General features: G+C 73.0%; 24 protein-coding genes. 12 read left to right on the top strand and 12 right to left on the bottom strand.

All coding sequences use genetic code 11. The features are described 5' to 3' along the window. Position 1: 1 nt before the first annotated feature. Positions 2 to 2,110 (bottom strand): RecQ family ATP-dependent DNA helicase, encoded by a 2,109-nt coding sequence (locus tag ACILRH_RS01840; protein ID WP_395690428.1) that lies wholly within the window; start codon positions 2,108 to 2,110, stop codon positions 2 to 4. Between the two features lie 191 nt (positions 2,111 to 2,301). Here ACILRH_RS01840 and ACILRH_RS01835 point away from each other — a divergent pair, with 191 nt between their 5' ends. Then, the gene (locus tag ACILRH_RS01835; RefSeq protein ID WP_395690427.1) at positions 2,302 to 2,769 is read left to right on the top strand and encodes a hypothetical protein; all 468 of its coding nucleotides are present in this window, start codon (positions 2,302 to 2,304) and stop codon (positions 2,767 to 2,769) included. A 124-nt stretch (positions 2,770 to 2,893) separates the two neighbouring features. Here ACILRH_RS01835 and ACILRH_RS01830 read toward each other — a convergent pair whose 3' ends face one another. Beyond that, on the bottom strand, positions 2,894 to 4,855 hold the full coding sequence (locus ACILRH_RS01830; protein ID WP_395690426.1) for a M13 family metallopeptidase: 1,962 nt from the start codon (positions 4,853 to 4,855) through the stop codon (positions 2,894 to 2,896). Positions 4,856 to 4,928: 73 nt separating this feature from the next. On the opposite strand from ACILRH_RS01830, the gene ACILRH_RS01825 reads away from it, so the two are divergent. The 3 genes from ACILRH_RS01825 to ACILRH_RS01815 all read left to right on the top strand — a co-directional run bounded on the left by ACILRH_RS01825 (position 4,929) and on the right by ACILRH_RS01815 (position 6,714). After that, complete coding sequence (locus tag ACILRH_RS01825; protein WP_395690425.1) at positions 4,929 to 5,249, top strand: putative quinol monooxygenase; 321 nt, start codon at positions 4,929 to 4,931, stop codon at positions 5,247 to 5,249. A gap of 14 nt (positions 5,250 to 5,263) precedes the next feature. Further along, positions 5,264 to 5,491 (top strand): hypothetical protein, encoded by a 228-nt coding sequence (locus ACILRH_RS01820; protein WP_395690424.1) that lies wholly within the window; start codon positions 5,264 to 5,266, stop codon positions 5,489 to 5,491. A gap of 65 nt (positions 5,492 to 5,556) precedes the next feature. Then, positions 5,557 to 6,714 carry a hypothetical protein gene (locus ACILRH_RS01815; protein WP_395690423.1) on the top strand — a complete coding sequence of 386 codons (1,158 nt, stop codon included), beginning with the start codon at positions 5,557 to 5,559 and terminating at the stop codon, positions 6,712 to 6,714. A gap of 170 nt (positions 6,715 to 6,884) precedes the next feature. Here ACILRH_RS01815 and ACILRH_RS01810 read toward each other — a convergent pair whose 3' ends face one another. Together ACILRH_RS01810 and ACILRH_RS01805 are read right to left on the bottom strand one after the other, a co-directional pair. Beyond that, positions 6,885 to 7,850, bottom strand: coding sequence for an NADPH:quinone oxidoreductase family protein (locus tag ACILRH_RS01810; protein WP_395690422.1), 966 nt, complete (start codon positions 7,848 to 7,850; stop codon positions 6,885 to 6,887). A gap of 24 nt (positions 7,851 to 7,874) precedes the next feature. After that, positions 7,875 to 9,101, bottom strand: coding sequence for a M15 family metallopeptidase (locus ACILRH_RS01805; RefSeq protein ID WP_395690421.1), 1,227 nt, complete (start codon positions 9,099 to 9,101; stop codon positions 7,875 to 7,877). Between the two features lie 74 nt (positions 9,102 to 9,175). On the opposite strand from ACILRH_RS01805, the gene purU reads away from it, so the two are divergent. Then, positions 9,176 to 10,030, top strand: a complete 855-nt coding sequence (gene purU, locus ACILRH_RS01800) for a formyltetrahydrofolate deformylase (protein WP_395690420.1) — start codon at positions 9,176 to 9,178, stop codon at positions 10,028 to 10,030. Between the two features lie 51 nt (positions 10,031 to 10,081). Here purU and ACILRH_RS01795 read toward each other — a convergent pair whose 3' ends face one another. Next, on the bottom strand, positions 10,082 to 10,261 hold the full coding sequence (locus ACILRH_RS01795) for a hypothetical protein (protein ID WP_395690419.1): 180 nt from the start codon (positions 10,259 to 10,261) through the stop codon (positions 10,082 to 10,084). A gap of 320 nt (positions 10,262 to 10,581) precedes the next feature. On the opposite strand from ACILRH_RS01795, the gene ACILRH_RS01790 reads away from it, so the two are divergent. From ACILRH_RS01790 to ACILRH_RS01780, 3 genes are read left to right on the top strand one after another with little or no spacing between them, the layout of a single operon-like run. Further along, the gene (locus tag ACILRH_RS01790; protein ID WP_395690418.1) at positions 10,582 to 11,034 is read left to right on the top strand and encodes a VOC family protein; all 453 of its coding nucleotides are present in this window, start codon (positions 10,582 to 10,584) and stop codon (positions 11,032 to 11,034) included. A gap of 10 nt (positions 11,035 to 11,044) precedes the next feature. Continuing rightward, on the top strand, positions 11,045 to 11,524 hold the full coding sequence (locus tag ACILRH_RS01785; protein WP_395690417.1) for a GNAT family N-acetyltransferase: 480 nt from the start codon (positions 11,045 to 11,047) through the stop codon (positions 11,522 to 11,524). Then, positions 11,521 to 12,165 (top strand): pyridoxamine 5'-phosphate oxidase family protein, encoded by a 645-nt coding sequence (locus ACILRH_RS01780; protein ID WP_395690416.1) that lies wholly within the window; start codon positions 11,521 to 11,523, stop codon positions 12,163 to 12,165. Before ACILRH_RS01785 ends, ACILRH_RS01780 begins: the two co-directional genes overlap by 4 nt. Here ACILRH_RS01780 and ACILRH_RS01775 read toward each other — a convergent pair. Next, positions 12,134 to 13,555, bottom strand: a complete 1,422-nt coding sequence (locus tag ACILRH_RS01775; protein ID WP_395690415.1) for an MFS transporter — start codon at positions 13,553 to 13,555, stop codon at positions 12,134 to 12,136. The genes ACILRH_RS01780 and ACILRH_RS01775 overlap by 32 nt on opposite strands. A gap of 82 nt (positions 13,556 to 13,637) precedes the next feature. Here ACILRH_RS01775 and ACILRH_RS01770 point away from each other — a divergent pair, with 82 nt between their 5' ends. After that, entirely contained in the window at positions 13,638 to 14,528 is an 891-nt protein-coding gene (locus ACILRH_RS01770; protein WP_395690414.1) for a GTP-binding protein LepA, read from the top strand. 382 nt (positions 14,529 to 14,910) lie between these two features. Here the strand turns inward: ACILRH_RS01770 and ACILRH_RS01765 are convergent, their stop codons facing one another. From ACILRH_RS01765 to ACILRH_RS01750, 4 genes are all read right to left on the bottom strand, one after another. Continuing rightward, complete coding sequence (locus ACILRH_RS01765) at positions 14,911 to 15,471, bottom strand: TetR family transcriptional regulator (RefSeq protein ID WP_395690413.1); 561 nt, start codon at positions 15,469 to 15,471, stop codon at positions 14,911 to 14,913. 18 nt (positions 15,472 to 15,489) lie between these two features. Continuing rightward, entirely contained in the window at positions 15,490 to 16,920 is a 1,431-nt protein-coding gene (locus ACILRH_RS01760; RefSeq protein WP_395690412.1) for a fatty acid desaturase, read from the bottom strand. Between the two features lie 124 nt (positions 16,921 to 17,044). Beyond that, positions 17,045 to 17,806: an ABC transporter permease gene (locus ACILRH_RS01755; RefSeq protein ID WP_395690411.1), complete on the bottom strand. Its 762-nt coding sequence runs from the start codon at positions 17,804 to 17,806 to the stop codon at positions 17,045 to 17,047. Beyond that, the gene (locus tag ACILRH_RS01750) at positions 17,806 to 18,813 is read right to left on the bottom strand and encodes an ATP-binding cassette domain-containing protein (RefSeq protein ID WP_395690410.1); all 1,008 of its coding nucleotides are present in this window, start codon (positions 18,811 to 18,813) and stop codon (positions 17,806 to 17,808) included. Before ACILRH_RS01750 ends, ACILRH_RS01755 begins: the two co-directional genes overlap by 1 nt. A gap of 148 nt (positions 18,814 to 18,961) precedes the next feature. On the opposite strand from ACILRH_RS01750, the gene ACILRH_RS01745 reads away from it, so the two are divergent. After that, positions 18,962 to 19,756 (top strand): NYN domain-containing protein, encoded by a 795-nt coding sequence (locus ACILRH_RS01745; protein ID WP_395690409.1) that lies wholly within the window; start codon positions 18,962 to 18,964, stop codon positions 19,754 to 19,756. A gap of 34 nt (positions 19,757 to 19,790) precedes the next feature. On the opposite strand, the gene ACILRH_RS01740 is transcribed toward ACILRH_RS01745, so the two are convergent. Then, the gene (locus ACILRH_RS01740) at positions 19,791 to 20,414 is read right to left on the bottom strand and encodes a PadR family transcriptional regulator (RefSeq protein ID WP_395690408.1); all 624 of its coding nucleotides are present in this window, start codon (positions 20,412 to 20,414) and stop codon (positions 19,791 to 19,793) included. Positions 20,415 to 20,436: 22 nt separating this feature from the next. Here ACILRH_RS01740 and ppgK point away from each other — a divergent pair, with 22 nt between their 5' ends. Further along, a complete protein-coding gene (gene ppgK, locus ACILRH_RS01735) occupies positions 20,437 to 21,201 on the top strand; it encodes a polyphosphate--glucose phosphotransferase (RefSeq protein ID WP_395690407.1) in 765 nt (254 codons plus the stop codon). A gap of 196 nt (positions 21,202 to 21,397) precedes the next feature. Here ppgK and ACILRH_RS01730 read toward each other — a convergent pair whose 3' ends face one another. Beyond that, positions 21,398 to 21,892: a MarR family winged helix-turn-helix transcriptional regulator gene (locus ACILRH_RS01730; protein WP_395690406.1), complete on the bottom strand. Its 495-nt coding sequence runs from the start codon at positions 21,890 to 21,892 to the stop codon at positions 21,398 to 21,400. Between the two features lie 64 nt (positions 21,893 to 21,956). Between ACILRH_RS01730 and ACILRH_RS01725 the strand changes: the two genes are divergently transcribed. Beyond that, positions 21,957 to 23,990 (top strand): MMPL family transporter, encoded by a 2,034-nt coding sequence (locus tag ACILRH_RS01725; protein ID WP_395690405.1) that lies wholly within the window; start codon positions 21,957 to 21,959, stop codon positions 23,988 to 23,990. Positions 23,991 to 23,996: the final 6 nt, after the last annotated feature.

Raw genomic sequence — 23,996 nt, 5'->3', positions numbered from 1 at the left:
CCTAGGACTGGGTGGCCAGCACCAGCGGCCGCACCTCGGCCGCCCCGGCCAGGCGCAGCGCCCGGGCGGCGAGGGTGAGGGTCCAGCCGGTGACGACCAGGTCGTCGACCAGCAGCACGCGCCGCCCGGAGACGTCGTCGGCCTGCAGGGTGGACCGCCGGCCCACCGCGGCGACGCGGCGCGCCGAGTTGGCCGCGCCCTCCCCCGGCCCGACGTCGGGGTCGACCACCGCGAAGCGGCCCACGACCGGCACCCCCAGGTGGCGCGACAGCCCGTCGCCGAGGTCGGCGACCAGCATGGGATGCGAGAGCGACTCGACCACGACGACGCCGTCGACCGGCGGTCGCCAGTCGGCGAGCACGTCCAGGACGGCGCGGACCAGCGGCACCGGCACCGGCCCGTCGGGGGTGTCGGCGGCGAAGAGCTCACGCAGGGCGTTGCCGTAGCCGAGATCGGTCAGCCGGGCGACGGCGCGCCCCTCCTCGGCCGGCTCGGCGATCCGGCCTCGCAGGTCGATGCCGAGGTTGCCCAGCGCGGTGGGCCACATCCGGCGCGGCTCGACCACGACGCCCGGACGGGCCAGCCGCGCGCCCGCCTCCTCGAGCGCCGCCGCCGACACCTCGGACGGGAGCTCGAGGCCGCCGCAGTTGTCGCACCGTCCGCAGTCCTCGGCCCCGGCATCGTCGAGCTGCTCGCGCAGGAACCGCATCCGGCAGCCGTCGGTCGCCAGGTAGGCGAGCATCGCCTCCTGCTCACGCTCCCGGGCCTCGCGGACCCGGCGGTAGCGCTCCTCGTCGTAGTCCCACGGCTGTCCGGTGGCCTCCCAGCCGCCGCGGACCCGGCGTACGGCGCCGTCCACGTCGAGCACCTTGAGCATCGTCTCCAGCCGGCTGCGGCTGAGGTCGACGTAGGTCTCCAGGGTCGCGGTGCCCACCGGTCGGCCCTGCTCGGCGAGCACCTCGAGCGTGCGCCGGACCTGGTCCTCGCGCGGGAACGCCAGCGAGGCGAAGTAGGCCCAGATGTCGCGGTCCTCGGTCGCCGGCAGCAGCACGACCGGCGCACCCTCGGGGGGCAGCGTGGTGCCGCGGCCGGCCCGGCCGACCTGCTGGTAGTAGGCGACCGGGGACGCCGGCGCCCCCATGTTGACCACGAACCCCAGCGCCGCGTCGAACCCCATGCCCAGCGCGCTGGTCGCGACCAGCGCCTTGACGCGGCCGGCGGCGAGGTCCTGCTCGAGGGCCTGCCGCTCGGTGGCCTCGGTCTGTCCGGAGTAGGCCGCCACGTCGTGCCCGCGCGAGCGCAGGTAGTCGGCGATCTCCTGGGTGGCGGCGACCGTCAGGCAGTAGACGATGCCGGAGCCGGGCTGCTCGGCCAGGTGGTCGGCCAGCCAGGCCAGCCGCTGCTCGGCGGTCCGCAGCCGCACGACCCCGAGCCGCAGCGACTCCCGGTCCAGCGAGCCGCGCAGCACCAGGACGCCGCCGGACTCGCCGAGGGTCGCTCCCGCCGAGACCCCCAGCTGCTCGGCCACGTCGGCGGTGACCCGCGCGTTGGCGGTCGCCGTGGTGGCGAGCACCGGGATGCCCGGGGGCAGGTCGGAGAGCAGCGTGCGGATCCGCCGGTAGTCCGGGCGGAAGTCGTGGCCCCAGTCGGAGATGCAGTGCGCCTCGTCGACCACCAGCAGCCCACACGTCGCGGCGAGGCGCGGCAGCACCTCGTCGCGGAACCCGGGGTTGTTCAGCCGCTCGGGGCTGACCAGCAGCACGTCGACCTCACCGGCGCGGATCGCCTCGTGGATCGGCTCCCACTCCTCGGCGTTGGTCGAGTTGATCGTCACCGCCCGGATCCCGGCACGCTCGGCGGCGGCGACCTGGTTGCGCATCAGCGCCAGCAGCGGCGAGACGATGACGGTCGGGCCGGCGCCCTGCTCGCGCAGCAGCAGGGTCGCCACGAAGTAGACCGCCGACTTGCCCCAGCCGGTGCGCTGCACCACCAGCGCCCGGCGCCGCTCCACGGCCAGCGCCTCGATCGCCGTCCACTGGTCCTCGCGCAGCACCGCCGCCGGGTCGCCGACGAGCGCGCGGAGGTGGGCTTCGGCTCGCTCGCGGGTCACCCGCCCTGTCTACCAGCGCACCCCGACAGCCCGGGCGGCCCGTCCACAGGCCCACCGGAGCGGGCGACGGCGGGTCTGAGCGTTCAATTGTCGGGAGATGACCACGCGGAAGCGCTCCCACGGGTGCATCTCCCAGCAATTGAACGGAACCGACCCGCGACCTCCGCTCGACCCGGACGGATACTGGGCCGGTGCCGCACCCGATGAAGTACGCCGTGGTCGAGTCCGAGCGCCGCTTCCTCGTCCGGTCGCTGCCGGGGCCGGTCGAGCGGACGTCCGAGATCGTGGACCGCTACCTCGAGGGGACCCGGCTGCGGCTGCGCGAGGCCACCGAGCCCGACGGCAGCGTCGTGCGCAAGCTGGGGCACAAGGTGCGGCTCACCGACGGTCCACAGCGGGTCGCCTGCACCTCGGTCTACCTCGACGACGCCGAGTGGGCACTGCTCTCGACCCTGCCCGCCCGGGTGCTGCGCAAGCGCCGGCACCACGTCCGCCTCGACGGGGTGCACGTCGCGGTCGACGAGCTCCCGGACGGCACCCTGCTCGCCGAGGTCGACGGCGGCGACGAGCCGGTCGTCGCCGTACCTGCCGGCCTCGACGTGGTCCGCGAGGTCACCCTGGACGAGGAGTGGACGGGCGCGGCGCTCGCGGGTCATTGATCGTCAGCGCCCGCGACTGGGTCTCGACACGCGTCACCCCCCTCGCTGCGCTCGGGAAGTCGACGCTGCTCGACCTCGCGATGGGACCAGGGACCTCGCACGCTCGGTCCCTGCATCGCAGAGATCACCAGATCCGGACGCGCTCCGCGGGGTCGAGCCAGAGACCGTCGCCTTCGACGGTGCCGAAGACCTCGTGGAACTCGTCGAGGTTGCGCACGATGTTGGCGCGGAACTCCGGCGGGCTGTGCGGGTCGATGGTGAGGTACTGCAGCTCCTGCTCGCGACGCCGCTTGGTGCGCCAGCAGTAGGCCCAGTTGAGGAACAGCGCGCGGCGCTCCTCCTCGGTGGCCTCGCCGCCGCGGGCGATCAGGTACGCCGTGTGGCCGATCGTGAGCCCACCGAGGTCGCCGATGTTCTCGCCCACGGTGAGGGCGCCGTTGACGTGCTCGCCGGGCAGCGCGCGGGGCTCGAAGCCGTCGTACTGCTCGATCAGCGCCTGCGCCTTGACCTGGAACGCCTCCTTGTCGGCCGGCGTCCACCAGTCGTGCAGGTTGCCGGCACCGTCGTACTGCGCGCCCTGGTCATCGAAGCCGTGGCCGATCTCGTGCCCGATGACGGCGCCGATGCCGCCGTAGTTCTCCGCCTCCGCGGCGTCCGGGGAGAAGAACGGCCTCTGCAGGATCCCGGCGGGGAAGCAGATCTCGTTGGTGCCCGGGTTGTAGTAGGCGTTGACGGTCTGCGGGAGCATGAACCACTCGTCGCGGTCGACCGGCGAGCCGATCTTGGCCAGCTGCCGGTCGGTCTCGAACGCGGAGGCGGCGGCGACGTTGCCGAGCAGGTCGTCGCGGGTGACCTGGAGTCGGGAGTAGTCGCGGAACTTCTCGGGGTAGCCGATCTTGGGCCGGAACGTGTCGAGCTTCTCGAACGCCCGCTGCTTGGTCTCCTCGGTCATCCAGTCCAGCCGCGAGATCGACTGCCGGTAGGCAGCGAGCAGATTGGCGACCAGCTCGTCCATCATCGCCTTCGAGTGCGGCGGGAAGTGCCGGGAGACGTACTCCTTGCCGACCGCCTCGCCCATCGCGCCCTCGACCAGCGCGACCCCGCGCTTCCAGCGCGCCCGCAGCTCCGGCGTGCCGTTGAGGGTGCGGCCGTAGAAGTCGAAGTTGGCCTGGACGAACGCGTCGGGCAGGTACGCCGCGGTCGCGCGCAGCACGTGCGCGAGCAGCCACTGCCGCCACTCCTCGAGGCCCACCTCGCCGAGCACGCCGGACAGGTGGGAGAAGTAGGACGGCTGCCGCACGCACACCTCGGCGAGGACCCGGTCGCTCTCGGGGTCGGCGCCGCCGAGGTTCGTGACGTAGGCGTCCCAGTCGAAGGCCGGGCACAGCTCGACGAGCTCGGCCTTCGACAACAGGTTGTAGGTCTTCTGGACGTCACGGGTCTCCGCGCGCTCCCAGTGGCCGGCGGCCAGCCGGGTGTCGATGTCGAGCACCGTGCGCGCCGCGCCCTCGGGGTCGGCGTGGTCGGCGAGCGAGAAGAGGGTGGTCAGGTAGGCGACGTACGCCTCGCGCACCTCGGCGAACTTGTCGTCGCGGTAGTAGGACTCGTCCGGGAGCCCGAGGCCGCCCTGCAGGAGGTTGAACAGGTAGCGGTCGGAGTTCTTGGAGTCGGTGTCGACGTAGGAGCCGAACAGCCCGTGCCCACCGACCCGCTCGAACTCCCCGAGGAAGGCGGCGAGGTCGCGCACGTCGCGCAGCCCCTCGACCGCCGCGAGCAGCGGCCGGATGGGACGGATGCCCTTCGCGTCGATGGCTGCCTCGTCCATGAAGGAGGCGAAGAGGTCGCCGATCTTGCGCTCCTCCTCGTCGAGGTCCCCGCCGGCCTCCGCCCGGGCGGCGAGCTCCTCGATGATCGCGTGCACCTGCTCCTCCGCGACGTCGGCGAGCTGGACGAAGGGCCCCCAGCTCGACCGGTCGGACGGGATCTCCGTCTCGTCGAGCCAGCGGCCGTTCACGTGGCCGAACAGGTCGTCCTGCGGCCGGATGTCGGGGTTCATGCCCGGGTGGGCGTCGTCGAGCGTGGTCACCTAGGTGACCCTAGGACATCGCTCCCAGCAGAAGACACCACGCTCGGCCGGACCAGCCGCTAGGTTGCGGCCCATGACGGACCTTCCCGCCGACGCGGTGCCCCCGGAGGCACTGCGCGTCGTCGCCACGATCCCCACCGACCCCGCGCGCGCAGCGGACGCCGGCGCCGCCCTCGCCGCGCTGGCCGCGGCGTCGCGCGAGGAGGAGGGCTGCTTCGCCTACGACGTCTACGAGTCGACCTCGGCGCCGGGCACCTTCGTCACCGTCGAGGCATGGCGGTCGCAGGCCGACATGGACGCTCACATGGCGACGCCGCACCTGGCCGAGGCGTTCACCGTCCTCGGGCCGCTGGTCGCCGGCGACATCGCGCTGCACCCGCTGCGCGCGGTCTGAGCCGAGGCCCCCCGATGACCTGGTACGTCGGCCTCGGCATCTTCTTCGTCGTCGCCGTCCTGCTCGTGGTAGCGGTCATCTACAACCGCCGGCACCACGCCCGGACCCGGGTGCGGACCCCGCAGCCACGCCGCAACACCGGGACCCAGCACGCGTCGCAGACGCGGCACGGCAGCCTCGAGCGCCGGGAGCGCAAGCGCCGCCGGGCCCAGGGTCGCCGCACCCGCCGCAAGAGGCACTAGGACCCCGTCTGGACCAGGACCGAGGTCCATGGCGCCGCCACCGGTGGCGGTGCCAGATTCCCCGCATGCGTACGCCCCGGGTCCTGCTCACCGCTGCGGCTGCCCTCGCGGTCGCCCTGCCCGCGCTCCTCGCGGCACCGTCCTCCGCCGACCCCGGTGGTGGTGCCGACCGCGGCGCACCCGGCACCTGGACGCGGATCTCCAGCGGCAGCGTCGGCAACGTCGTGGAGCCCGGCCTCTACCGCACCTCGAACGGCATCCTCCACGTCTTCTACCGCCGTGAGCGCGGCGCGGTGGACGACATCGCGTTCACCAACATCGGGGCGAACGGCCGCACCGGCGCGACCGGCTCCGTGGTCGCGGGGTGGTCGGCGCTGAGCACCGACCCGAAGCCGATCACGACCGGCTCCGGGATGCGGGTGATGTTCGCCGGCATCCGCACCGGCGACCCGCTCGACCCGTACCACACCGGCCAGATGTTCGCGTCCTCCGCGGTGGCCGCCGGCACCAGCTGGTTCCTCGAGGGAGCGTTCACCGACAGTGCCTACGCGATCGACAGCTACGGCACCGGTGCGACGACCCTGGCCAACCACCAGCCGGTGGTCTCGTTCCCGCTCAACGCGACGATGACCTGGAACGACGGCGTCGACCACACCTTCACCTTCTCGCAGGCGCTCTACGGGTCCACGCTGGTCCGCAGCGGCAGCCAGGTCTGGATCTCGTTCGCGGCCCTCGGCAACACCGCGGGCACCACCGGGCTGTTCGTCAAGCGGCTGCTGCCCACGGTCGGGCCGACCACGAAGGTGCCGCAGTCCAGCCAGGGGACGAGCACCCTCTCACCGCTGCAGTCGACCGCGTTCGTCGCCCGGCCCGGCGGCGGCCTCCACCTCGCCTACTGCATCGGCTACCCCACGTGCTCGAAGGTGGGCCTGTGGCGGGTCGGCACCGCGCAGGCCAGGGCGGTGCCCGGCTCGGCCGGGGCACGCGACATCTCGCTCTCGGCCGCACCGCACGGCCGGATGTGGGTCGCCTGGACGACGTACGACCGGGTGAAGGTGGTGCCGACCTCGGCGACCGGCCTCACCTTCGGCGGCGTCCGTACCCTGCGCCAGCCGAACGCGGCGGGCCTCTACGGCGTGAACGTGGCCGGCACCGACCGGTCGGCGGACGTGGTGGTCAACAACGGCAGCGCGCTGTTCCACCAGCAGGTGCGGCTGCCGTAGCCCGACCCGCCCTCGCCTCGAGACGTCCGGCGCCGCGGCAGGACCGCGTGCCCGGTCAGGCTCTTCATGACGTTGTCGGCCGTTGCAACCCCCGACAACATCAGGAATCCCCTGACAACCCCGGATGAATCCCCGGCTGACCGGGGATTCATCCACCCGCGGGCAGGTGCTCAGCGGACGCGGACGACCGACTTCCCCAGCGCCTTGCGGTCGTCCATGTCGACCAGCGCCTGGGCGAAGCCGTCGAGGTCGTACGTCGCGCCGATCGGCGGCTTGACGACCCCCGACTCCAGCATCGGCAGCAGCTCGGCCCACTGCTGCTGCATGTAGTCGGGGCGGAACATGGCGAAGGCGCCCCAGCCGACGCCACGGACGTCGACGTTGTTGAGCAGCAGCCGGTTCACCTTGACCTCGGGGATCCCCTGGCCCGCGGCGAAGCCGACGACCAGCAACCGGCCCTGGGTGGCCAGCACCCGGAGCGAGTCGGTGAAGACGTCGCCGCCCACCACGTCGAGGACGACGTCGACACCACGGTTGTCGGTCAGCTCCTGCACGGCGGCGCGGAAGCCGTCCAGCAGGACGACCTCGTCGGCTCCGGCGGAGCGGGCGACCTCACCCTTCTCCTCGGTGCTCACGACCGCGATGGTGCGGGCGCCGTAGCCCTTGGCGACCTGGATGGTCGCGGTGCCGACGCCGCCGGCGGCGCCGTGCACGAGCACGGTCTCGCCCTCGCGCAGCTGGGCCCGCTCGGCGAGCGCGAACTGCGCGGTCAGGTAGTTCATCGGCAGCGCCGCGCCCTCGTCGTACGACACGTGGTCGGGCAGGAGGAACGTCGAGGAGGCGGGGTTCGCGACCAGCTCCGCGGCACCGCCCCACCCGCCGACGCCCGCGACCCGCTGGCCGGGCTCGAACCCCTCCGGCCCCGAGACCACGGTGCCGGCGAAGTCGACGCCGAGGGTGAACGGCGGGTCGGGGCGCAGCTGGTACTCCCCCTTGCTCAGCAGCAGGTCGGGGAAGGAGACGCCGACGCTGTGCACCTCGACCAGCACGTCGTCGGGACCCGGCGTGGGCTCCGGGACGTCGCGGACGGCGACGTCGGCGGGACCGGTGGTGGCGAGGACCTGTGCTGCGCGCATGGGGGGACGCTAGCGGTCCCCGGCCTAGCCGGGGCGGACCAGGTGGTTCATCTCGAAGTGCATCGGGTCGGTGTAGGCCCAGTCGCCGCCCCAGGTGAAGCCCCAGTGCTTGAAGATCGCCACCACGCTGCGGTCGATCTCCCCGGCGGTGCCGCGCTGGTTCTCGATGGCGTTGATGTCGAGGGCCAGGCCGAAGGCGTGGTTGGACAGCGTGGTGGTGCCGGCGATGAAGCGCGGGTAGTAGCACCCGGCGTACTCCCCCGGGTGGATCCTGTCGGCGAGACCCTGGGCGATCACGTCCGCCAGCGCCGCGCGCAGCTGCGGGAAGATCAGCTTGTTGCACGTGACGTCACCGAGGATCGGCACGGTCTCGGTCGCGATGTGGGCGTCGACCCACGCGGGGTCGGGCGCGATGTGGCCGCCAGACAGCACCGTGTAGCGGAAGGTGCCGACCGCGTCGGCGACGGTGCCGACGACGACGGCCGTCTGCACGGCCCCGGGGTCCAGCCCCTCGCGGGCGACGACGTCGGTCATCTGCACCGACGCCTCGGTGCCGCGCAGCAGCCGCTGGATCGGGGCGCGCAGGCGCTCCGGCGACGTGCCGCCGGTGCGGATCAGCAGCGCGTTGCCGGGTGTCATGTCCAAGGTGTCGATCCAGGTCCGGTTGACCACGGCGTCGACCAGCCACGACTGCTTCGCATACGCGCCCACGTGCACGCGGGAGGCGCCCTCGGTGCTGCCGAGTGCGAGGAACCCGTCCTTCCCGATCGGCGCCCGGGTCCGCAGCGACGGGCGCAGGGCGAGCTCGCCGCCGGCCACCCGGTCCCACACGTCGTCGGACTGGGCCGCGTAGGGGTCGACCACCCAGTTCCGATAGGTGCCCGGGTCGACCGCGGCCACGCTGAGGGCACGGTTCTCGACCGGGATCTGCGCCATCGAGATCTGCTCGACCCCCGCGACGCCGCGCAGCCGCCGGATCGCCTCGACCGTCGCGTCGGGGATGGTCTCGGCGCCGGTCGCGACGATGTCGGCCGGGGCGATGGCACCGGTACGCCGGCCCGGGGGGTCGGTGACGTGCGCGGGGTCGAGCCCCACCGGCGTCGCACTTCCCGGGAACCCGCCCGAGGGGCTGGACGCAGGGGCGGTGGGGTCCCCGGCGTGCGCGCTGCCGTCCCCGCCGTCGCACCCGGCCGCGGACAGGGCGAGGGCGGCGGTCAGCCCCGCCGCCACGAACGTGCGCCCCAGTCGCATCGATGCCCTCCCGTGCCCCCTCCGAGCCAGGGTACGTCGACTCCTGCCGGCCGGCGCCGTGCCAGGCTGGTGCCGTGACCTCCCCGGGCGTCGTCCTCGTCCTGTCCTGCCCCGACCGTCCCGGCATCGTGCACGCGGTGTCCGGCTTCCTGGTCGCGCACGGCGGCAACATCGTCGAAAGCCAGCAGTTCGGCGACCGCCGCAGCGGCCGGTTCTTCATGCGCATCGAGGTCGAGGTGCCCCCGACCACCCGGGTGGACGACCTGCGCATGGCGTTCGCCGACGTGGCTGCGGACTTCGAGATGCGCTTCGAGCTGCGGGACGCGCGGGCGCCGTACCGGACGCTGGTCCTGGTCTCCCAGCACCTGCACTGCCTGCACGACCTGCTCTTCCGCACCAGCACCGGCGCGCTGCCGATCGAGGTGGCCGCCGTGGTCTCCAACCACCTCGACGCCGCCGCGACCGCCGAGACGTACGACGTGCCGTTCGTCCACGTCCCGGTCACCCCCGACACCAAGCCGGAGGCCGAGGCCCGGCTGCTCGGGCTGGTCCGCGACCTCGACGTGCGGCTGGTCGTGCTGGCCCGCTACATGCAGGTGCTCTCCGACGACCTGTGCCGCGAGCTCGCCGGGCGGGCGATCAACATCCACCACTCGTTCCTGCCCGGATTCAAGGGCGCGAAGCCCTACCACCAGGCGTTCGACCGGGGCGTCAAGCTGATCGGGGCCACCGCGCACTACGTCACCGCCGACCTCGACGAGGGCCCGATCATCGAGCAGGACGTGATCCGGGTCGATCACTCCCTCGACGAGCGGCGCCTGGTCGCGGCGGGCCGCGACGTCGAGGCGCAGGTCCTCGCCCGCGCGGTGCGCTGGCACGCGGAGTCGCGGGTGCTGCTGAACGGCTCCCGGACGGTGGTGTTCCGGTAGGCGCGGATCCGCCGTCGGGCAGCCAGGTCCCGACACGCGGGTCGTGACCGGCTACACCGACCAGAGGACCGCGTCGGTGGTGACGTCGGCGAGCTTGGACACCCCGTAGAGGTCCGGCCGGCGCACCATCAGGTCGGCCACCTGCTGGGTGCGCCCGACCGGTCGGCGGCGTGCTGCGTCCTCCTGCGACTCCGCGTCGGCGGTGCGCCGCACCTCCTCCATGACCGTCATCGCTCCTCCTCCGGACTCGTCGTGGTCGGTCGGGCTGGGTGCGTCCCTGCTGCAAGCCCGCCCCCGGCTGCTCGCCCTCGTGCCTCCAGCCCCAATGCCCACCAGGCCGCCAGGTAGGCGGCGAGGGCCGCCGGCAGCTGGTGGAAGCACTCGGTCAGCGCCAGGGCTCCCACGACGACCGTTCCCGATGCCGCGAGCACGACACCTGCCGTGCGCCCCGGTCCAGACCTCTCCACGAACCTTAGTCTATCGACTCAATAGACTTTAGGTGGGTGACCAGGTGCTGGTCCGGACCAGCGGTGCCGCCGTACGGTCGAGAGGTGAGCGACGCCCACCCCTTCGTCTCCCAGACCGTGCTCGACTGCCCGCACCCGCGGGTCCTCGCGGAGTTCTACCGGCAGCTGCTCGGCTACTCCTACCGGCCCGGGGACGAGCCACCGCCGGCCGGCCGGGCCGACGAGCGTGGTGGCGACTGGCTGGTGCTGCGGCCGGAGCCGGACGCGCGGGACTCCGGGCGGGGCCTCGCGTTCCAGGCCAACGCCGAGTACGTCCCCCCGGTGTGGACGCCGGGACCGGATCGGCCCGGCGCGCAGCAGCAGATGCTCCACCTGGACATGACCGTCCGCGACGTCGAGAGCCTCGAGCACCAGCGCCGGCGCGTCCTGGACCTGGGCGGCACCGAGCTCCACGACCGGTCCGACGACGAGGAGGAGCCACTCCACGTCTTCGCCGACCCGGCCGGTCACCCGTTCTGCATCTTCGTGGCCGGATAGCCTCGCGGCCGTGGCTGACCTGCTCGAGGGCGTCGTCGCGGCCGAGGACCCGCGCACCGAGGACGTGCGCGCACTGCTGGGGCAGCACCTCGCCCTGATGGCGAGCCTGAGCCCGCCCGAGGAGGTGCACGCCCTCGACGTGGCGGCGCTCGCCGGTCCCTCGGTCACCTTCGTGACCTACCGGGCCGGGGGCGACCTCCTCGGTGTCGGCGCGCTGAAGGACCTCGGCGGCGGGCACGGCGAGCTGAAGTCGATGCACACCGCGGCCGCCGCCCGCGGCCGCGGCGTCGCGACCGCGGTGCTCGAGCACCTCGTCGAGGTGGCCCGCGCCCGGGGCCTGGACCGGCTCAGCCTGGAGACCGGCAGCCCCGCCGCGTTCGCCCCGGCCCGCGCGTTCTACGCCCGGCACGGCTTCGTGGAGTGCGGGCCGTTCGGGGAGTACGCCGAGAGCCCGTGGAGCTCCTTCTGGACCCGGGAGGTGGTGGCATGACCTCGCTGCACCGCCTCCCCGAGCTGGGCGTCGACGACCGCGCAGCCCTGGACGCGCTGCTGGACTCGCAGTGGGCCGGGGTGCTGTCGACGGTCGCCGACGGCGAGCCGCTCGCCGTCCCCATGCTCCACGCCCGCGACGGCGACCGGGTGCTCCTGCACGGCTCCACCGGTGCCGGCGCCCTGCGCCGGGTCGCGGCCGGTGCCCCCGCCGTGCTGACGGTGTTCGCCCTCGACGGGCTCGTGGTGGCGCCGACGACGTTCGAGTCCTCGGTGCAGTACCGCTCCGCCACCGTGCGCGGCCGGCTCGTGGAGCTGTCGGCCGAGGACCGGGCCGCGGCACTGGACCGGTTCAGCGAGGTGCTGCTCCCGGGGCGTACGGCGGAGGTGCGGGCGTCGACGCGCAAGGAGCTGGCCGCCACCCTGGCGATGGCGCTGCCGATCGAGCCCGGGGGCTGGCTGCTCAAGGTGGTCGCCGACGGTCCGGCCACCCCGGAGGAGGCAGGCGCCGAGCCGGACGTGTGGAGCGGCGTGGTCCCGGTCCGCACGGTGCTCGGGACCCCGGTCCCCGCCCCGGGCGCGGAGCACCTCCCGGTGCCGGCGTCGGTCGTCAACCTGCGTCGACAGCCTCCGCGGCGCTGATCCCCGGGTCGCGGATCAGGACCCACGACAGCAGGCCCCCGACGGCCAGCATCACGGCGCACACCAGGGTCGCCGACCGGTAGGCGGCGTCGAAGGCGACCGGGTCGGCGTACTGGTCACCGCCGAGCCCGACCGCGAGCGGCAGCGCCGCGACGGCGAGCAGGGACCCCGCACGCGCCACCGCGTTGTTGACGCCGCTGGCGATGCCGGCGTGCTCGTCCGAGGCGGCGGCGAGCACCGTCGCGGTCAGCGGCGCGACCATCAGCGCCAGGCCGACCCCGAAGACGAGGAGCCCGGGCAGGACGTCGGTCCAGTAGTCGGTGTCCGGGCCGACGCGCAGCAGCAGCAGGGTGCCCACCGCCATCACCACGGGGCCGAACGTCATCGGGATGCGGGGCCCGATCCGGGTGGCGAGCGCACCGCCGCGCGGGGCGAGCAGCAGCATGCAGAGCGTGATCGGCAGCGTCGCGACCCCGGCGCGCAGCGGCCCGTACCCGCTCACGGTCTGCAGCTGCAGGACCAGGAAGAACAGCAGGGCCCCCAGCGCCGCGTAGACGACCAGGGTCATCGCGTTGGCCGCGCTGAACGTCCGGTCCGCGAAGATCCCGAGCGGCAGCATGGGGTGGTCGCTGCGGCGCTCGTCGACGACGTACCCCGCGGACGCGAGCACCGTGACCAGGACCGCCCAGGGTGCCAGCGGCCCGCCCCACTCGATGAGCGCGTAGGTGAGCCCGCCCAGGGCGAGCGCGACGAGCACGGCGCCGACCACGTCGAACCGCCGGGGAGCGTGCGGGTCGAGCGTCTCGGGCACCGCCCGCTGCGCCACCAGGACCGTGACGACCGCCAGCGGGAGGTTGATCAGGAAGATCCAGCGCCAGCTCGCGTACTCGACGAGCGCGCCGCCGAGGAACGGACCGATCGCCGCCGCGATGCTGCCGAGGCCGGACCACGAGCCGATCGCCTGCGCCCGGTCCTCGCGCACGAAGGCGCCCTGGATCATCGCGAGGCTGCCGGGCACCAGCAGCGCCGCGCCGACGCCCTGGAGGACCCGCGCCGCGATGAGGACCTCGGCCGTCGGGGCGATCCCACACAGCAGCGAGGCCGCCGCGAACCAGACGGTGCCGACCACGAAGACCCGGCGCCGGCCGAACCGGTCCCCCAGGGACCCGCCGAGCAGGATGAAGCTCGCCAGCGAGAGCAGGTAGCCGTTGGTGATCCACTGCAGCTGGGCCAGGGACGCGTCGAGGTCCTCACCGACGGTCCGCAGCGCGACGTTGACGACCGTGCCGTCCAGCATCGTCATCCCGGACCCGAGCACGGCGGCCAGCACCACGGCCCGCCCGGTCGCGGTCCCGAGGTGGACACCGACCGATCCGGACGGGGTGCTCACTCCGAAGAGCCTACGGAACCGGGGTCATCCCCGAGGCGCTCCCCGATGTGCGTCGCCGTCCGACACGTGAGGATCCATCGACATGACGCCCACCGCCACGACAGCCGCCACGACAGCCGGCACCACTGCCGCCACCACTGCCGCCCGGCTGGCGGACCACGTCGACCGCCTCGGTCACGAGCACCCGCCGATCGACCTCGCCTCGGTCGACTACACCGTGCGCGACCCGGCCGGCCTCGAGCGCCGGTTCGGCCACGTCCTGGACTACATGGCGCGGGTCGAGCTGGAGGTCGACCGCAACGTCCTCGAGCTCACCACGCTGCTGCCGGACCCGCCGGAGATCGACCGCCGCTTCTACGCGGAGGTCTGGCAGCCCCAGGAGGTGCGGCACGGCCTGGTGCTCGACGAGCTGCAGGCCCGGCTCGGCCGCGAGCGGGCGAACCCCGACCTCGGCGGCGTCGGGATCAAGCTGCGCGTGCTCGGCGCCCTCGCCCACCTGCCGTCGTTCCAGGACGTCTGCCGGATGCTCTACTACCTGACCGGGATGACCACCGAGCGGTCGGCGGTCCTCGCCTACACCCGGCTCCACGACGGCCTGACCGAGCTCGGCGAGACGGCCATCGCCGAGACCGTGGTGGCGCCGATCCGGCGCCAGGAGCCCGGCCACTACGCCTTCTACCAGATGTCGGCCCGCGGCCTGTGGGACGAGCTCGGGGCCTGGCAGCGGTGGCTGGTGCGGCGGCTGCGCACCGCGTCGTTCACCCCGGTCGGCGCCGGCAGCCGGGAGGAGAAGGGCGACTTCGGCGAGGTCATGGAGCGCCTCCGGGTCGGCGACCCCGAGGCGTTCGCCGAGCAGGTCAGCCGGATGGAGCGCGACCTGCTCTGGGAGCACCGGCGCGGCCTGCGCGTCCCGCCGTACGTCGCCCGTGCCTTCCGCGACGCCGCCGACCTGGCGGCCGCCCGCGCCGCCTGAGCGGCTCGCCCCGCAGCGGTCAGCGCAGCACGCGGGCGGCGATCCGGGCTGCCTGACGTCCGTCCGGGGTCGGTCGTTCTCGTTCAATTGAACGCCCAGGCACCGCTACCCGCGAGTAGTCGGTTCCTCAGCGCGCAATTGAACGCTCACGGCCCAGCCCGCGAGTAGTGGGTGCCTCAGCGCGCAATTGAACGCCCAGGCACCGCTGCCTGCGAGTAGTCGGTTCCTCAGCGCGCAGTTGAACGCTCACGGCCCAGCCCGCGAGTAGTGGGGGCCTCAGCGCGCAATTGAACGCCCAGGCACCGCTGCCTGCGAGTAGTCGGCGCCTCAGCGCGCAATTGAACGCTCACGGCCCAGCCAACGGACCGCCCAGCGCAGCTGGTCAGCGCAGCACGCGGGCGGCGATCCAGGCGATGTCGTCGGCGGTGCGTGCGGGGGCGGCGCTGGGCTGCATGACGTGGCTGAGCACGAGCCGGACGACCATGTCGATGGCGGCGTCGAGGTGCTCGGCGTCCAGGTCGATCCGGTACGGCGCCACCCGGTCGCGCACGACCTCCTTGGCCACCGCCAGCAGCGACTCGGCGTGGGTGGTCAGCAGCGGCAGCAGCTCGGTGTCGGCGCCGTGGGTGGCCGAGACGACCGCGTGCAGCAGCGGGTTGTCCGGAGCGAGCTCGAGCACGCCGCGGGAGGCCCCGCGGATCGCGGCGACCAGGTCATCGGGGTGGGTGTCGAACGCGCCGGAGACCACGCCGAGGAAGCGGTCCAGCTCGTGGGCGATCATCGCCTCGGCGAGGCCGTGCTTGGTGCCCACCTCGTTGTGGACCGTCTGCCGGCTCACGCCGACCCGGCGCGCGAGCGCACCCATCGTGACGCCGGACCAGCCGGTCTCGGCGGTCATCGACACCGCGGCCTCGACGATCCGGTCGCGCGTCGTCGTGGCCATGGCGTCAGTCTAGGAAGGTCAGGCCGCGACCTCGGTCACCGGCACGAAGTCGACCTTCTCCCGCACGCCGCAGTCCGGGCAGCACCAGTCGTCCGGTACGTCGGCCCAGGCAGTGCCGGCTGCGAACCCCTCGAGCTCGTTGCCCTCCTCGACGCGGTAGGTGTAGCCGCACCCGGGGCATCGAGCGGCGAGCACCTCGTCGGCGACGACGGCGGTCGTCGAGCCCGGTGCGACCCCAGCGGACCGCGCCGTCGGCTCGGCCACGGCGAGGGGGTACCGCGCCAGGATCTTCGCGCGCTTGCGCGGGCTGATGTTCGCCCGGGACACGTCGCCGTCGTAGTGCGCGAGGGCGCGCGGGTCCATCACCCGCCGCCACACGGCCGGGACGATCGCGAGCACGATCATGCCGGCGTACCCGGTCGGCAGCACCGGCGACTCCTCGAAGTCGCGCAGGGACTGGTAGCGGCGGGTCGGGTTGGCGTGGTGGTCGCTGTGCCGCTGCAGGTGGTAGAGCAGCACGTTGGTGGCGATGTTGTTGGAGTTCCACGAGTGCGTCGGGTCGACCCGCTCGTAGCGCTGCCGCTCCCCGACGCCCACCTTCTGGCGGAGCATCCCGTAGTGCTCCATGTAGTTGACGACCTCGAGCAGCGAGAAGCCGACGACGGCCTGGATCAGCAGGTACGGCGCGATGCCGATGCCCAGCCAGGCGATCAGCGCGCCCCAGAGCACCGCGGACATCAGCCAGGCGTTGAGGACGTCGTTGCCGAGCCGGAAGGGGTGCTGGCCACGGCGGGCGTAGCGTCGCTTCTCCAGGTTCCACGCCGAGCGCAGGGAGCCGGAGACCGTGCGCGGCCAGAACTGGTAGAAGCTCTCGCCCAGCCGCGAGGAGGCCGGGTCCTCCGGCGTCGCCACCCGCACGTGGTGGCCGCGGTTGTGCTCGATGTAGAAGTGGCCGTAGAAGCTCTGCGCCAGCGCCACCTTCGACAGCCAGCGTTCGTTCTCCTCACGCTTGTGGCCCAGCTCGTGGGCGGTGTTGATGCCGATGCCACCGATGCAGCCGATCGAGATCGCGAGGCCCACCTTGTCGACGGTCGTCAGGTCCGCGCCGCCGGCGATCAGCCACATGCTGCCCACGAAGCCGACGTACTGGATCGGCAGGAACAGGTAGGTGATCCACCGGTAGTAGCGGTCCCGCTCCAGCGCCTCGATGACGTCGTCGGGCGGGTTCGAGCGGTCCAGCCCGGCGACGAGGTCGATGGCCGGGACGACGCCGAGGATGACGATGGGGCCGATCCAGAACCAGACCCCCCACCCGGTCAGCGACCACATGCCGTAGCCGATGAACGCCAGGAGCGGCACCACCAGGCCGATCAGCCACAGGTAGCGCTTCTTGTCCGTCCAGTCCGTCGTGGATCCGACCGGGACCGTGCTGTTGGTGACCTCCGACATGTCCCCATGACCTCCGTCGGGTGCGGGCCGGCGTCGCAGGCGTGACGCCGGTCACGTGGGTGTGATTGACAGAACCTTAGGTAATGTCAAGTCACTTGACAAGAGGCTCAGCCATGTCAAGTGGTCAGGCGTTCTCCTTGCGGAACGTCGCCGTCCCCCACCACGTCGCCAGCACCGCCAGCAGGAGGGCCCACACGCTGCCCCACAGCACCGCCCCCGTGCCGAAGCTGCCGGCGAACGCGTCGCGGACGCCGGTGACGACGTACTTGAAGGGCATCAGGTCGCTGAGGTCCTGCAGCCACTGCGGCCCGATCGTCATCGGCAGCAGGATCCCGCTGAGCAGCAGCACCGGCATCATCACGATGTTGATCACCGGCGCCATCACGTCCTCGCTCTTGGTGGTGAGGGCGAGCGCGTTGGAGGCGGCGGCGCACGCGCCGCCGATGACCAGGGTGATCGCGATCCCGAGCACGACGCCCGCCGCCGACCCCCGCATCCCCATCACGTAGCCGAGCGCGACGAGGATCAGGGCCTGGACGAACAGCTGCAGCACGTCGCGCATCAGCCGTCCGGTCAGGAGGGCGGACCGGTTGGCCGGCGTCACCCGCTCGGCCTCGATCACGCCCTCGCGCCACTCGCCGATCAGCCCGAAGCCTGCGAAGAACGCGCCGAACATGCCCAGCTGGACCAGCAGCCCCGGCACCAGGAAGGTGTAGGCGTTGTCGGTGCTGGAGTCGAACGAGCCGACCAGCGGCTCGAGCAGCGGCCCGAAGAGGAGCAGGTAGAGGACCGGCTGCATGATGCCGATCAGGACCCAGGCCGGATTGCGCAGGTTCATCCGGATCTGGCGCCGGAAGACGATCGAGCTCTCGCGCGCGAAGGCCATCAGGCCACCTCCTGCTGGTCGTCGGCTCGGCCCTCGGGCGCGTCCGCGGAGTCCGCGTCGCGCAGGGAGCGTCCGGTGAGGGTGAGGAACACGTCGTCGAGGGTCGGGCGCGCCACCTCGATCGACTCGAGCACGACGCCGGCCGCATCGAGGTCGCGGAGCAGGACCGGGACCACGCGCCCGGCCCGGGGCACCCGGCCGCGAACGCGGTGGCCGTCGACCTCCACGCCGTCGGCGACGGCTCCCAGTCGCTCCGCGGCGACGCCCACGTGCGCGTCGTCGGCGACCTCCAGGTCCACCAGGTCCCCCGCGACCTGGGCCTTGAGGTCGTCCGCGGTGTCGGAGGCGACGATCCGGCCCTGGTCGATGATCATGATCCGGTCGGCCAGGGCATCGGCCTCGTCGAGGTAGTGGGTCGTCAGGAACACCGTGGCGCCGTGGTCGCGGCGCAGTCCCTCGATGTGCTCCCACAGGTTGGCCCGGGCCTGCGGGTCGAGCCCCGTCGTCGGCTCGTCCAGGAAGACCAGGGTCGGGTCGTGGATCAGGCCCATCGCGACGTCGAGGCGACGCTTCTGCCCGCCCGACATGTTCTTCGGCATCCGCTTCCACAGCCCGTCGAGCTGGAGCCGCTCGAACAGCTCCTGCCCACGCCGGACGGCGTCGGCGCGACTCATCCCGTAGAGCATCCCGTGGTCGACGACCTCGTCGCCGGCGTACGCCCCGGAGAACGTCGACCCGACCTGCGAGACGTAGCCGATGCTGCGCCGCACCTGCACCGGCTCGGCCACCACGTCGAAGCCCGCCACCGTCGCGGAGCCGGCCGTGGGGCGCAGCAGCGTCGTGAGCATCCGCAGCGTCGTCGTCTTGCCGGCCCCGTTGGGGCCGAGGAAGCCGACCACCTCACCGGCACCGACGTGGAGGTCGACGCCGTCGACGGCGCGGACCTCCACGCTGTTCTTGCCCCGCCCCGTGCGGAACGTCTGCACGAGCCCTCGTGCCTCGATCATCCGAGCTCCCTCGCGTCGTTGTGTTCAAGTTTGAACATCGAGTCTGCGCCGACCAGTCGTCGCCGTCAACCCGCCGAGGGTGGACCGGCACGGGCGTCCGGACTCATCGCTGCGGCAGCGGCTCGGCCCAACGTGGTAGGACGGCACGGTGACCGAGCCCGCGACCGTCCGCCTCGCCGTCCTCATCGACGCCGACAACGTCTCCTCCTCCCACGCCGCGGCGCTGCTTGCCGAGCTCGCCCGGTACGGCGTCCCGACGGTCAAGCGCGCGTACGGCGACTGGACGACCCAGCAGCTGGCGGGCTGGAAGGGCGAGCTGGCGCGGCACGCGATCCAGCCGATCCAGCAGTTCGCCAACACCGTCGGCAAGAACTCCACGGACTCGGCGCTGATCATCGACGCGATGGACCTGCTGTGGTCGGGCAGCCTCGACGCGTTCGCGATCGTCTCCAGCGACAGCGACTTCACCCGCCTGGCGACCCGGCTGCGGGAGTCGGGCAAGACGGTCTACGGCCTGGGGCAGCGCAAGACCCCGGCGTCGCTGCAGGCCGCCTGCGACAAGTTCATCTTCCTGGAGGTGCTGCGCGAGGAGGGACCGGACGACCCGGGGTCGGGCGGGGAGCCCGACGACGAGGGTGACTCGCTGCCCGACCTGCGCACGATCATGGAGGCCGCGGTCCGCAGCACCGCCCAGGACGACGGCTGGGCGGCGCTGGGCTCGGTCGGCACCTACCTGGGCAAGACCCACGCGTCCTTCGACCCGCGCCACTACGGGTTCCCGCGCCTCAGCGTGCTGGCCGGCGCCCAGTCCTACCTCGACCTCGACCATCCCGAGGGCGGGCAGCCGCGGGTGCGGCTGCGCCCGCAGCGCGCGGCGCGCAAGCGGGCCCCGGCGAAGGCCCCTGCGAAGAAGGCCGGTGCGCAGAAGGCCGCCGCGACCTGAGCCTCCGCGGTGTCCGCCGCCCGGTGGGCGGCGGTCAGCGCCCGAGCAGCGCCCGGTAGCGCGAGCGGTCGGCCTCCATCTGCCAGCCGGGGTCGTCCGGGGGCGGCGTCCAGCCGGTCGCACCGCCCAGCTCACCCCGCTCGACCAGGCGCACGGTCTCGCGCAGCCAGGCCAGCTCGGCCGCGGCCAGGTCGTGCCACAGCACGACGCTGCGGCGTGCGTGCGGCGGGACGCCGACGGGGTCGTCGACCGCCAGCTCGGCCACCGACGCCTCCAGCCCCGCGAGCCGGGTGGTCAGCGCGCGGTGGGCACGCTCGTCGTCGAGCAGCGGCAGCATCGAGAACGCGACGTGGAACGCGGTGCGCTCGTAGGGGTCGACGGTCTCCAGCGCGGCGGTCATCAGCCGGTCGAGCTCCACCCGGCCGGTCTCGGTCATCTCGTAGACCGCCACCGTCCGGCCTCCGTCGGCCAGGTCGTGGCGCCGCAGGTGGCCCCCGGCGGCGAGGGCGCCCAGGCCGTGATAGATCGAGCCCGGGTTGGTGTGCGCCCACCGGTCCACCTGCCAGGAGAGGAGCTCGCGCCGGATCTGGTAGCCGTTGACCGGCTCGAAGAGGGCGACGGCGCCGAGGAGCAGCATGCGGGTCTCCTCACCAGCCATGCTCACAGCCTAGGGTCGGGGGATGAGCACCACGGAGCAGCCGTTCGGGATCGACTTCGGCGGCACGGGCATCAAGGGCGCGCCGGTCGACCTGGACGCCGGCGAGTTCGCGGCCGAGCGCGTGCGGATCCGCACGCCGGAGAAGTCCACCCCGACGAACGTCGCGGAGGTCTTCGTCGAGCTGCTGGACCAGTTCCCCGACTGCCACGGCGCCGTCGGGGTGACCGTGCCGGGCGTCGTACGCCACGGCGTCGTGCACTCGGCGGCGAACATCGACAAGTCGTGGATCGGCGCGGACGCCGACCAGATCTTCACCGACGCGACCGGCCGCGAGGTCCACGTCGTGAACGACGCCGACGCCGCCGGCCTCGCCGAGGTCCGGTACGGCGCCGCCCGCGGTCGCTCCGGGCTCGTGATCGTCACGACGCTCGGGACGGGCATCGGCTCCGCGATGGTCCACGACGGCGTGCTCGTGCCGAACTCCGAGCTCGGCCACCTCGAGATCGACGGCCACGACGCGGAGTCCCGGGCGGCCAACAGCGCCCGCGAGCGCGACGGCCTGTCCTGGCACCACTGGGCGCGGCGACTGACGGCGTACTACCGGACCCTCGAGCGGCTGTTCTCCCCCGAGCTGTTCGTCGTGGGCGGCGGGGTCAGCAAGGACAGCGAGCACTTCCTGCCCCTGGTCGACATCGACACCGAGATCGTCCCCGCCACGCTGCTCAACAAGGCCGGCGTCGTCGGCGCCGCGCTCTACGCCTCGGAGGGCGGCGGCGCGCTGCGCTGAGCAGGGCGTCCCGCAGGTCGCCGACCTCGGGCGGGGCGCAGCTCGCAGCCGGCCGGGCCCTGCGGGGTTGTCAGGCTCAACGTGTCGTTGTCAGGCGTTGCAACCCCTGACAACGTCAGGCAATCCCTGACAACCCCGGATGAATCCCCGGCTGACCGGGGATTCATCCACTTCCCACGACCGACCGCCACCACGGTCAGGAGGCCGGCGGCGGGGCGGCCTCGACCTCGCCGAAGGCGGCGATGGCGCCGCGCAGGTAGCGCTCGACGACGGCCCGCTCCTCGGGGGTGAAGTCCCGGTCGAGCCGGTCGAGCGCGAGGAACATCGGCAGCAGGTGGGCGAGCACCTCCTCGCGCCCCGATGCGGTGACCTCGACCGTCGTCCGCCGACGGTCCTGCTCGTGCGGGTGCCGCTCCACGTGCCCGCGGCCGACCAGGCGGTCCACCAGCCCGGTCGCCGCGGCGGTGGTGACGTCGAGGTGCCGGGCGAGCTCGCCCGGCCCGACGGGCTGCTCGAGCAGGTGCTCCATCGCCAGGAGGTCCGTCTCGCTGAGACCCGCCCGCCGCGCGATCACGTGGCGCAGCCGGTTGGCGGCGATCACGACCTCGCGCAGGGCGAGCAGGCTGCCGGTCTGCTCCCAGGCGTCGGCGAACTCGCTCGCCGGCCCCGCGGCCCCCGGACGCTCGGCCATTTTTGGTTCACCCACTTAGTCTCTAATCTGATTAGCAATCGTACCCCGCCGACAGGAGAGCTGCATGTCTGCCACCACGAGCCGTTCCCTGCGGGAGAAGGTCGTGGGCGTCGTCACCGGACGGCGCACCGCCTGGGCCGTCGCCCTCGTCCCGCTCCTGCTGGCCGTGCTCATCATCGGTCTCGGCGAGGGCGAGCGCGAGCAGCAGACCACCGACTCGCTGCCCGTCGGCTACGACAGCACCGCCGGCACGGCGCTGCTGGACCAGCTGCCCGAGGAGACGACGACCACGGCGGTCGTGCTCTTCACCGCCGACCAGGGAGAGCTGGCGCCCGACCAGCTGCGGGCGGTCCAGCAGGCGGCCCGCCAGCTCGACGCCGCGGGCGGCCGGGTGCTGCCGTCGGAGGACGGGACGGCCGCGCTGGCCGTCGTGCCGGTCGACGAGGGCAGCGCGACCCAGGTGAGCGCGACCGTGCAGGACCTGCGGGCCAGCGCCGACGAGCTCGCCCCGGCAGGGGTCACGGCGCAGGTGACCGGTCCCGCGGCCGTCGAGGCCGACCTGGCCGCCGTCTTCGACGGCGCCAACGTCCGGCTGCTGCTCGCGACCGCGCTCGTGGTCGCGGTGCTGCTGGTCATCACCTACCGCAGCCCGGTCCTCTGGGTCATCCCCCTGGTGGTGGTCGGCATCGCGGACCGGTTCGCGGCCGTCGCCGCCACCCAGCTGATGGCCGGCCTCGACATGGCGTGGGACGAGTCGACGACCGGCATCCTCTCGGTCCTGGTCTTCGGCGCCGGCACCGACTACGCCCTGCTGCTCATCTCCCGCTACCGCGACGAGCTCCGGCAGGAGGAGTCCCGGTACGTCGCCATGGCCTCGGCCCTGCGGCGCACCGCCGAGGCGGTGCTGGCGAGCGCCACCACGGTGGTGCTCGGGCTGCTCACCCTCCTGCTCTCCGCCTTCCCCACCACCCGCGGCCTCGGGTTCGCCTGCGCCGTCGGCATCGTCGTCGCGGCGACCTTCGCGCTCGTGGTGCTCCCCGCGACGCTCGTCCTCTTCGGGCGCTGGGTCTTCTGGCCGCGCGTGCCCCACGTCGGTGAACCCGTCACCAGCGAGTCCGACACGGTGTTCCACCGCGTCGGTGAGCGGGTCGCCCGTCACCCCGGCCGGGTCATCACCGCCACGCTGCTGCTGCTGGCCGTCCTCGCCTCCGGCGTCGGGTGGATCAACCTGGGGCTCGACGAGTCCGACCAGTTCCTCGACACCCCGGAGGCGATCTCCGCCGCGACCCGCCTGGGCGAGTCCTTCCCGGCCGGGATCGCCGATCCGGCCCAGGTCGTCACGACCGCCGACGCCGACCAGGTGGTCGGCACGATCCAGGGGACCGACGGCGTCGAGTCGGCGGAGGTGGGCCAGTCCGGCAACGGCGTCTCGGTCATCGACGTCGTCCTCAGCGGCTCGGGCACCGACGAGGCGACCATCGACAGGCTGCGCACCGAGCTGGCGTCGTACGACGACACCCACGTCACCGGCTCGACGGCCCAGTCCATCGACGAGCAGGCGGCCCAGGACCGGGACCTGACGGTGATCGTGCCCCTCATCCTGGTGCTGGTGCTGGGTGCGCTCCTGCTGCTGCTGCGCTCGGTCGTCGCCCCGATCCTGCTCGTCCTCACCGTCGTGGCGACCTATGTGGCGGCGATGGGGGCGTCCTGGTTCCTGTTCACCACGGTGCTGGGGTTCGACGCGATGGACAGCGGCGTGCCGCTGCTGGCCTTCCTCTTCCTGGTCGCGCTCGGCGTCGACTACAACATCTTCCTGGTGACCCGGGCCCGCGAGGAGACCCCGGCGGCCGGGTCGCGCCGCGGCATGCTGCGTGCCCTCTCGGCGACCGGCGGCGTGATCACCAGCGCCGGCGTCCTGCTCGCGGCCGTCTTCGCGGTGCTCGGCGTGCTGCCGCTGGTCGTGCTCGCCCAGCTGGGCACGGTGATCTGCATCGGGGTCCTGCTCGACACCCTCGTCGTGCGGACCCTCCTGGTGCCGGCCCTGGCCCTGCAGCTCGGCGACCGGTTCTGGTGGCCCCGGGTCCCCCGGGGGGCGTGACGCCCA

Origin of the sequence: Nocardioides sp. (genome assembly GCF_044226765.1) — a bacterium.
GTDB lineage: Bacteria > Actinomycetota > Actinomycetes > Propionibacteriales > Nocardioidaceae > Nocardioides.
The sequence above is the reverse complement of the archived record's forward strand: the minus strand, read 5'-3'. Positions and strand labels throughout refer to the sequence as shown.

What these genes read in the sequence shown, in the direction of transcription:
- ACILRH_RS01750 (WP_395690410.1), bottom strand. Translation starts at nt 18,813, where the DNA reads ATGATCGAGGCACGAGGGCTCGTGCAGACGTTCCGCACGGGGCGGGGC.
- ACILRH_RS01770 (WP_395690414.1), top strand. Translation starts at nt 13,638, where the DNA reads ATGACGCCCACCGCCACGACAGCCGCCACGACAGCCGGCACCACTGCC.
- ACILRH_RS01820 (WP_395690424.1), top strand. Translation starts at nt 5,264, where the DNA reads ATGACCTGGTACGTCGGCCTCGGCATCTTCTTCGTCGTCGCCGTCCTG.
- ACILRH_RS01810 (WP_395690422.1), bottom strand. Translation starts at nt 7,850, where the DNA reads ATGCGCGCAGCACAGGTCCTCGCCACCACCGGTCCCGCCGACGTCGCC.
- ACILRH_RS01825 (WP_395690425.1), top strand. Translation starts at nt 4,929, where the DNA reads ATGACGGACCTTCCCGCCGACGCGGTGCCCCCGGAGGCACTGCGCGTC.
- ACILRH_RS01740 (WP_395690408.1), bottom strand. Translation starts at nt 20,414, where the DNA reads ATGGCTGGTGAGGAGACCCGCATGCTGCTCCTCGGCGCCGTCGCCCTC.
- ACILRH_RS01795 (WP_395690419.1), bottom strand. Translation starts at nt 10,261, where the DNA reads ATGACGGTCATGGAGGAGGTGCGGCGCACCGCCGACGCGGAGTCGCAG.
- ACILRH_RS01725 (WP_395690405.1), top strand. Translation starts at nt 21,957, where the DNA reads ATGTCTGCCACCACGAGCCGTTCCCTGCGGGAGAAGGTCGTGGGCGTC.
- ACILRH_RS01765 (WP_395690413.1), bottom strand. Translation starts at nt 15,471, where the DNA reads ATGGCCACGACGACGCGCGACCGGATCGTCGAGGCCGCGGTGTCGATG.
- ACILRH_RS01760 (WP_395690412.1), bottom strand. Translation starts at nt 16,920, where the DNA reads ATGTCGGAGGTCACCAACAGCACGGTCCCGGTCGGATCCACGACGGAC.
- ppgK (WP_395690407.1), top strand. Translation starts at nt 20,437, where the DNA reads ATGAGCACCACGGAGCAGCCGTTCGGGATCGACTTCGGCGGCACGGGC.
- ACILRH_RS01780 (WP_395690416.1), top strand. Translation starts at nt 11,521, where the DNA reads ATGACCTCGCTGCACCGCCTCCCCGAGCTGGGCGTCGACGACCGCGCA.
- ACILRH_RS01755 (WP_395690411.1), bottom strand. Translation starts at nt 17,806, where the DNA reads ATGGCCTTCGCGCGCGAGAGCTCGATCGTCTTCCGGCGCCAGATCCGG.
- ACILRH_RS01815 (WP_395690423.1), top strand. Translation starts at nt 5,557, where the DNA reads ATGCGTACGCCCCGGGTCCTGCTCACCGCTGCGGCTGCCCTCGCGGTC.
- ACILRH_RS01730 (WP_395690406.1), bottom strand. Translation starts at nt 21,892, where the DNA reads ATGGCCGAGCGTCCGGGGGCCGCGGGGCCGGCGAGCGAGTTCGCCGAC.
- ACILRH_RS01805 (WP_395690421.1), bottom strand. Translation starts at nt 9,101, where the DNA reads ATGCGACTGGGGCGCACGTTCGTGGCGGCGGGGCTGACCGCCGCCCTC.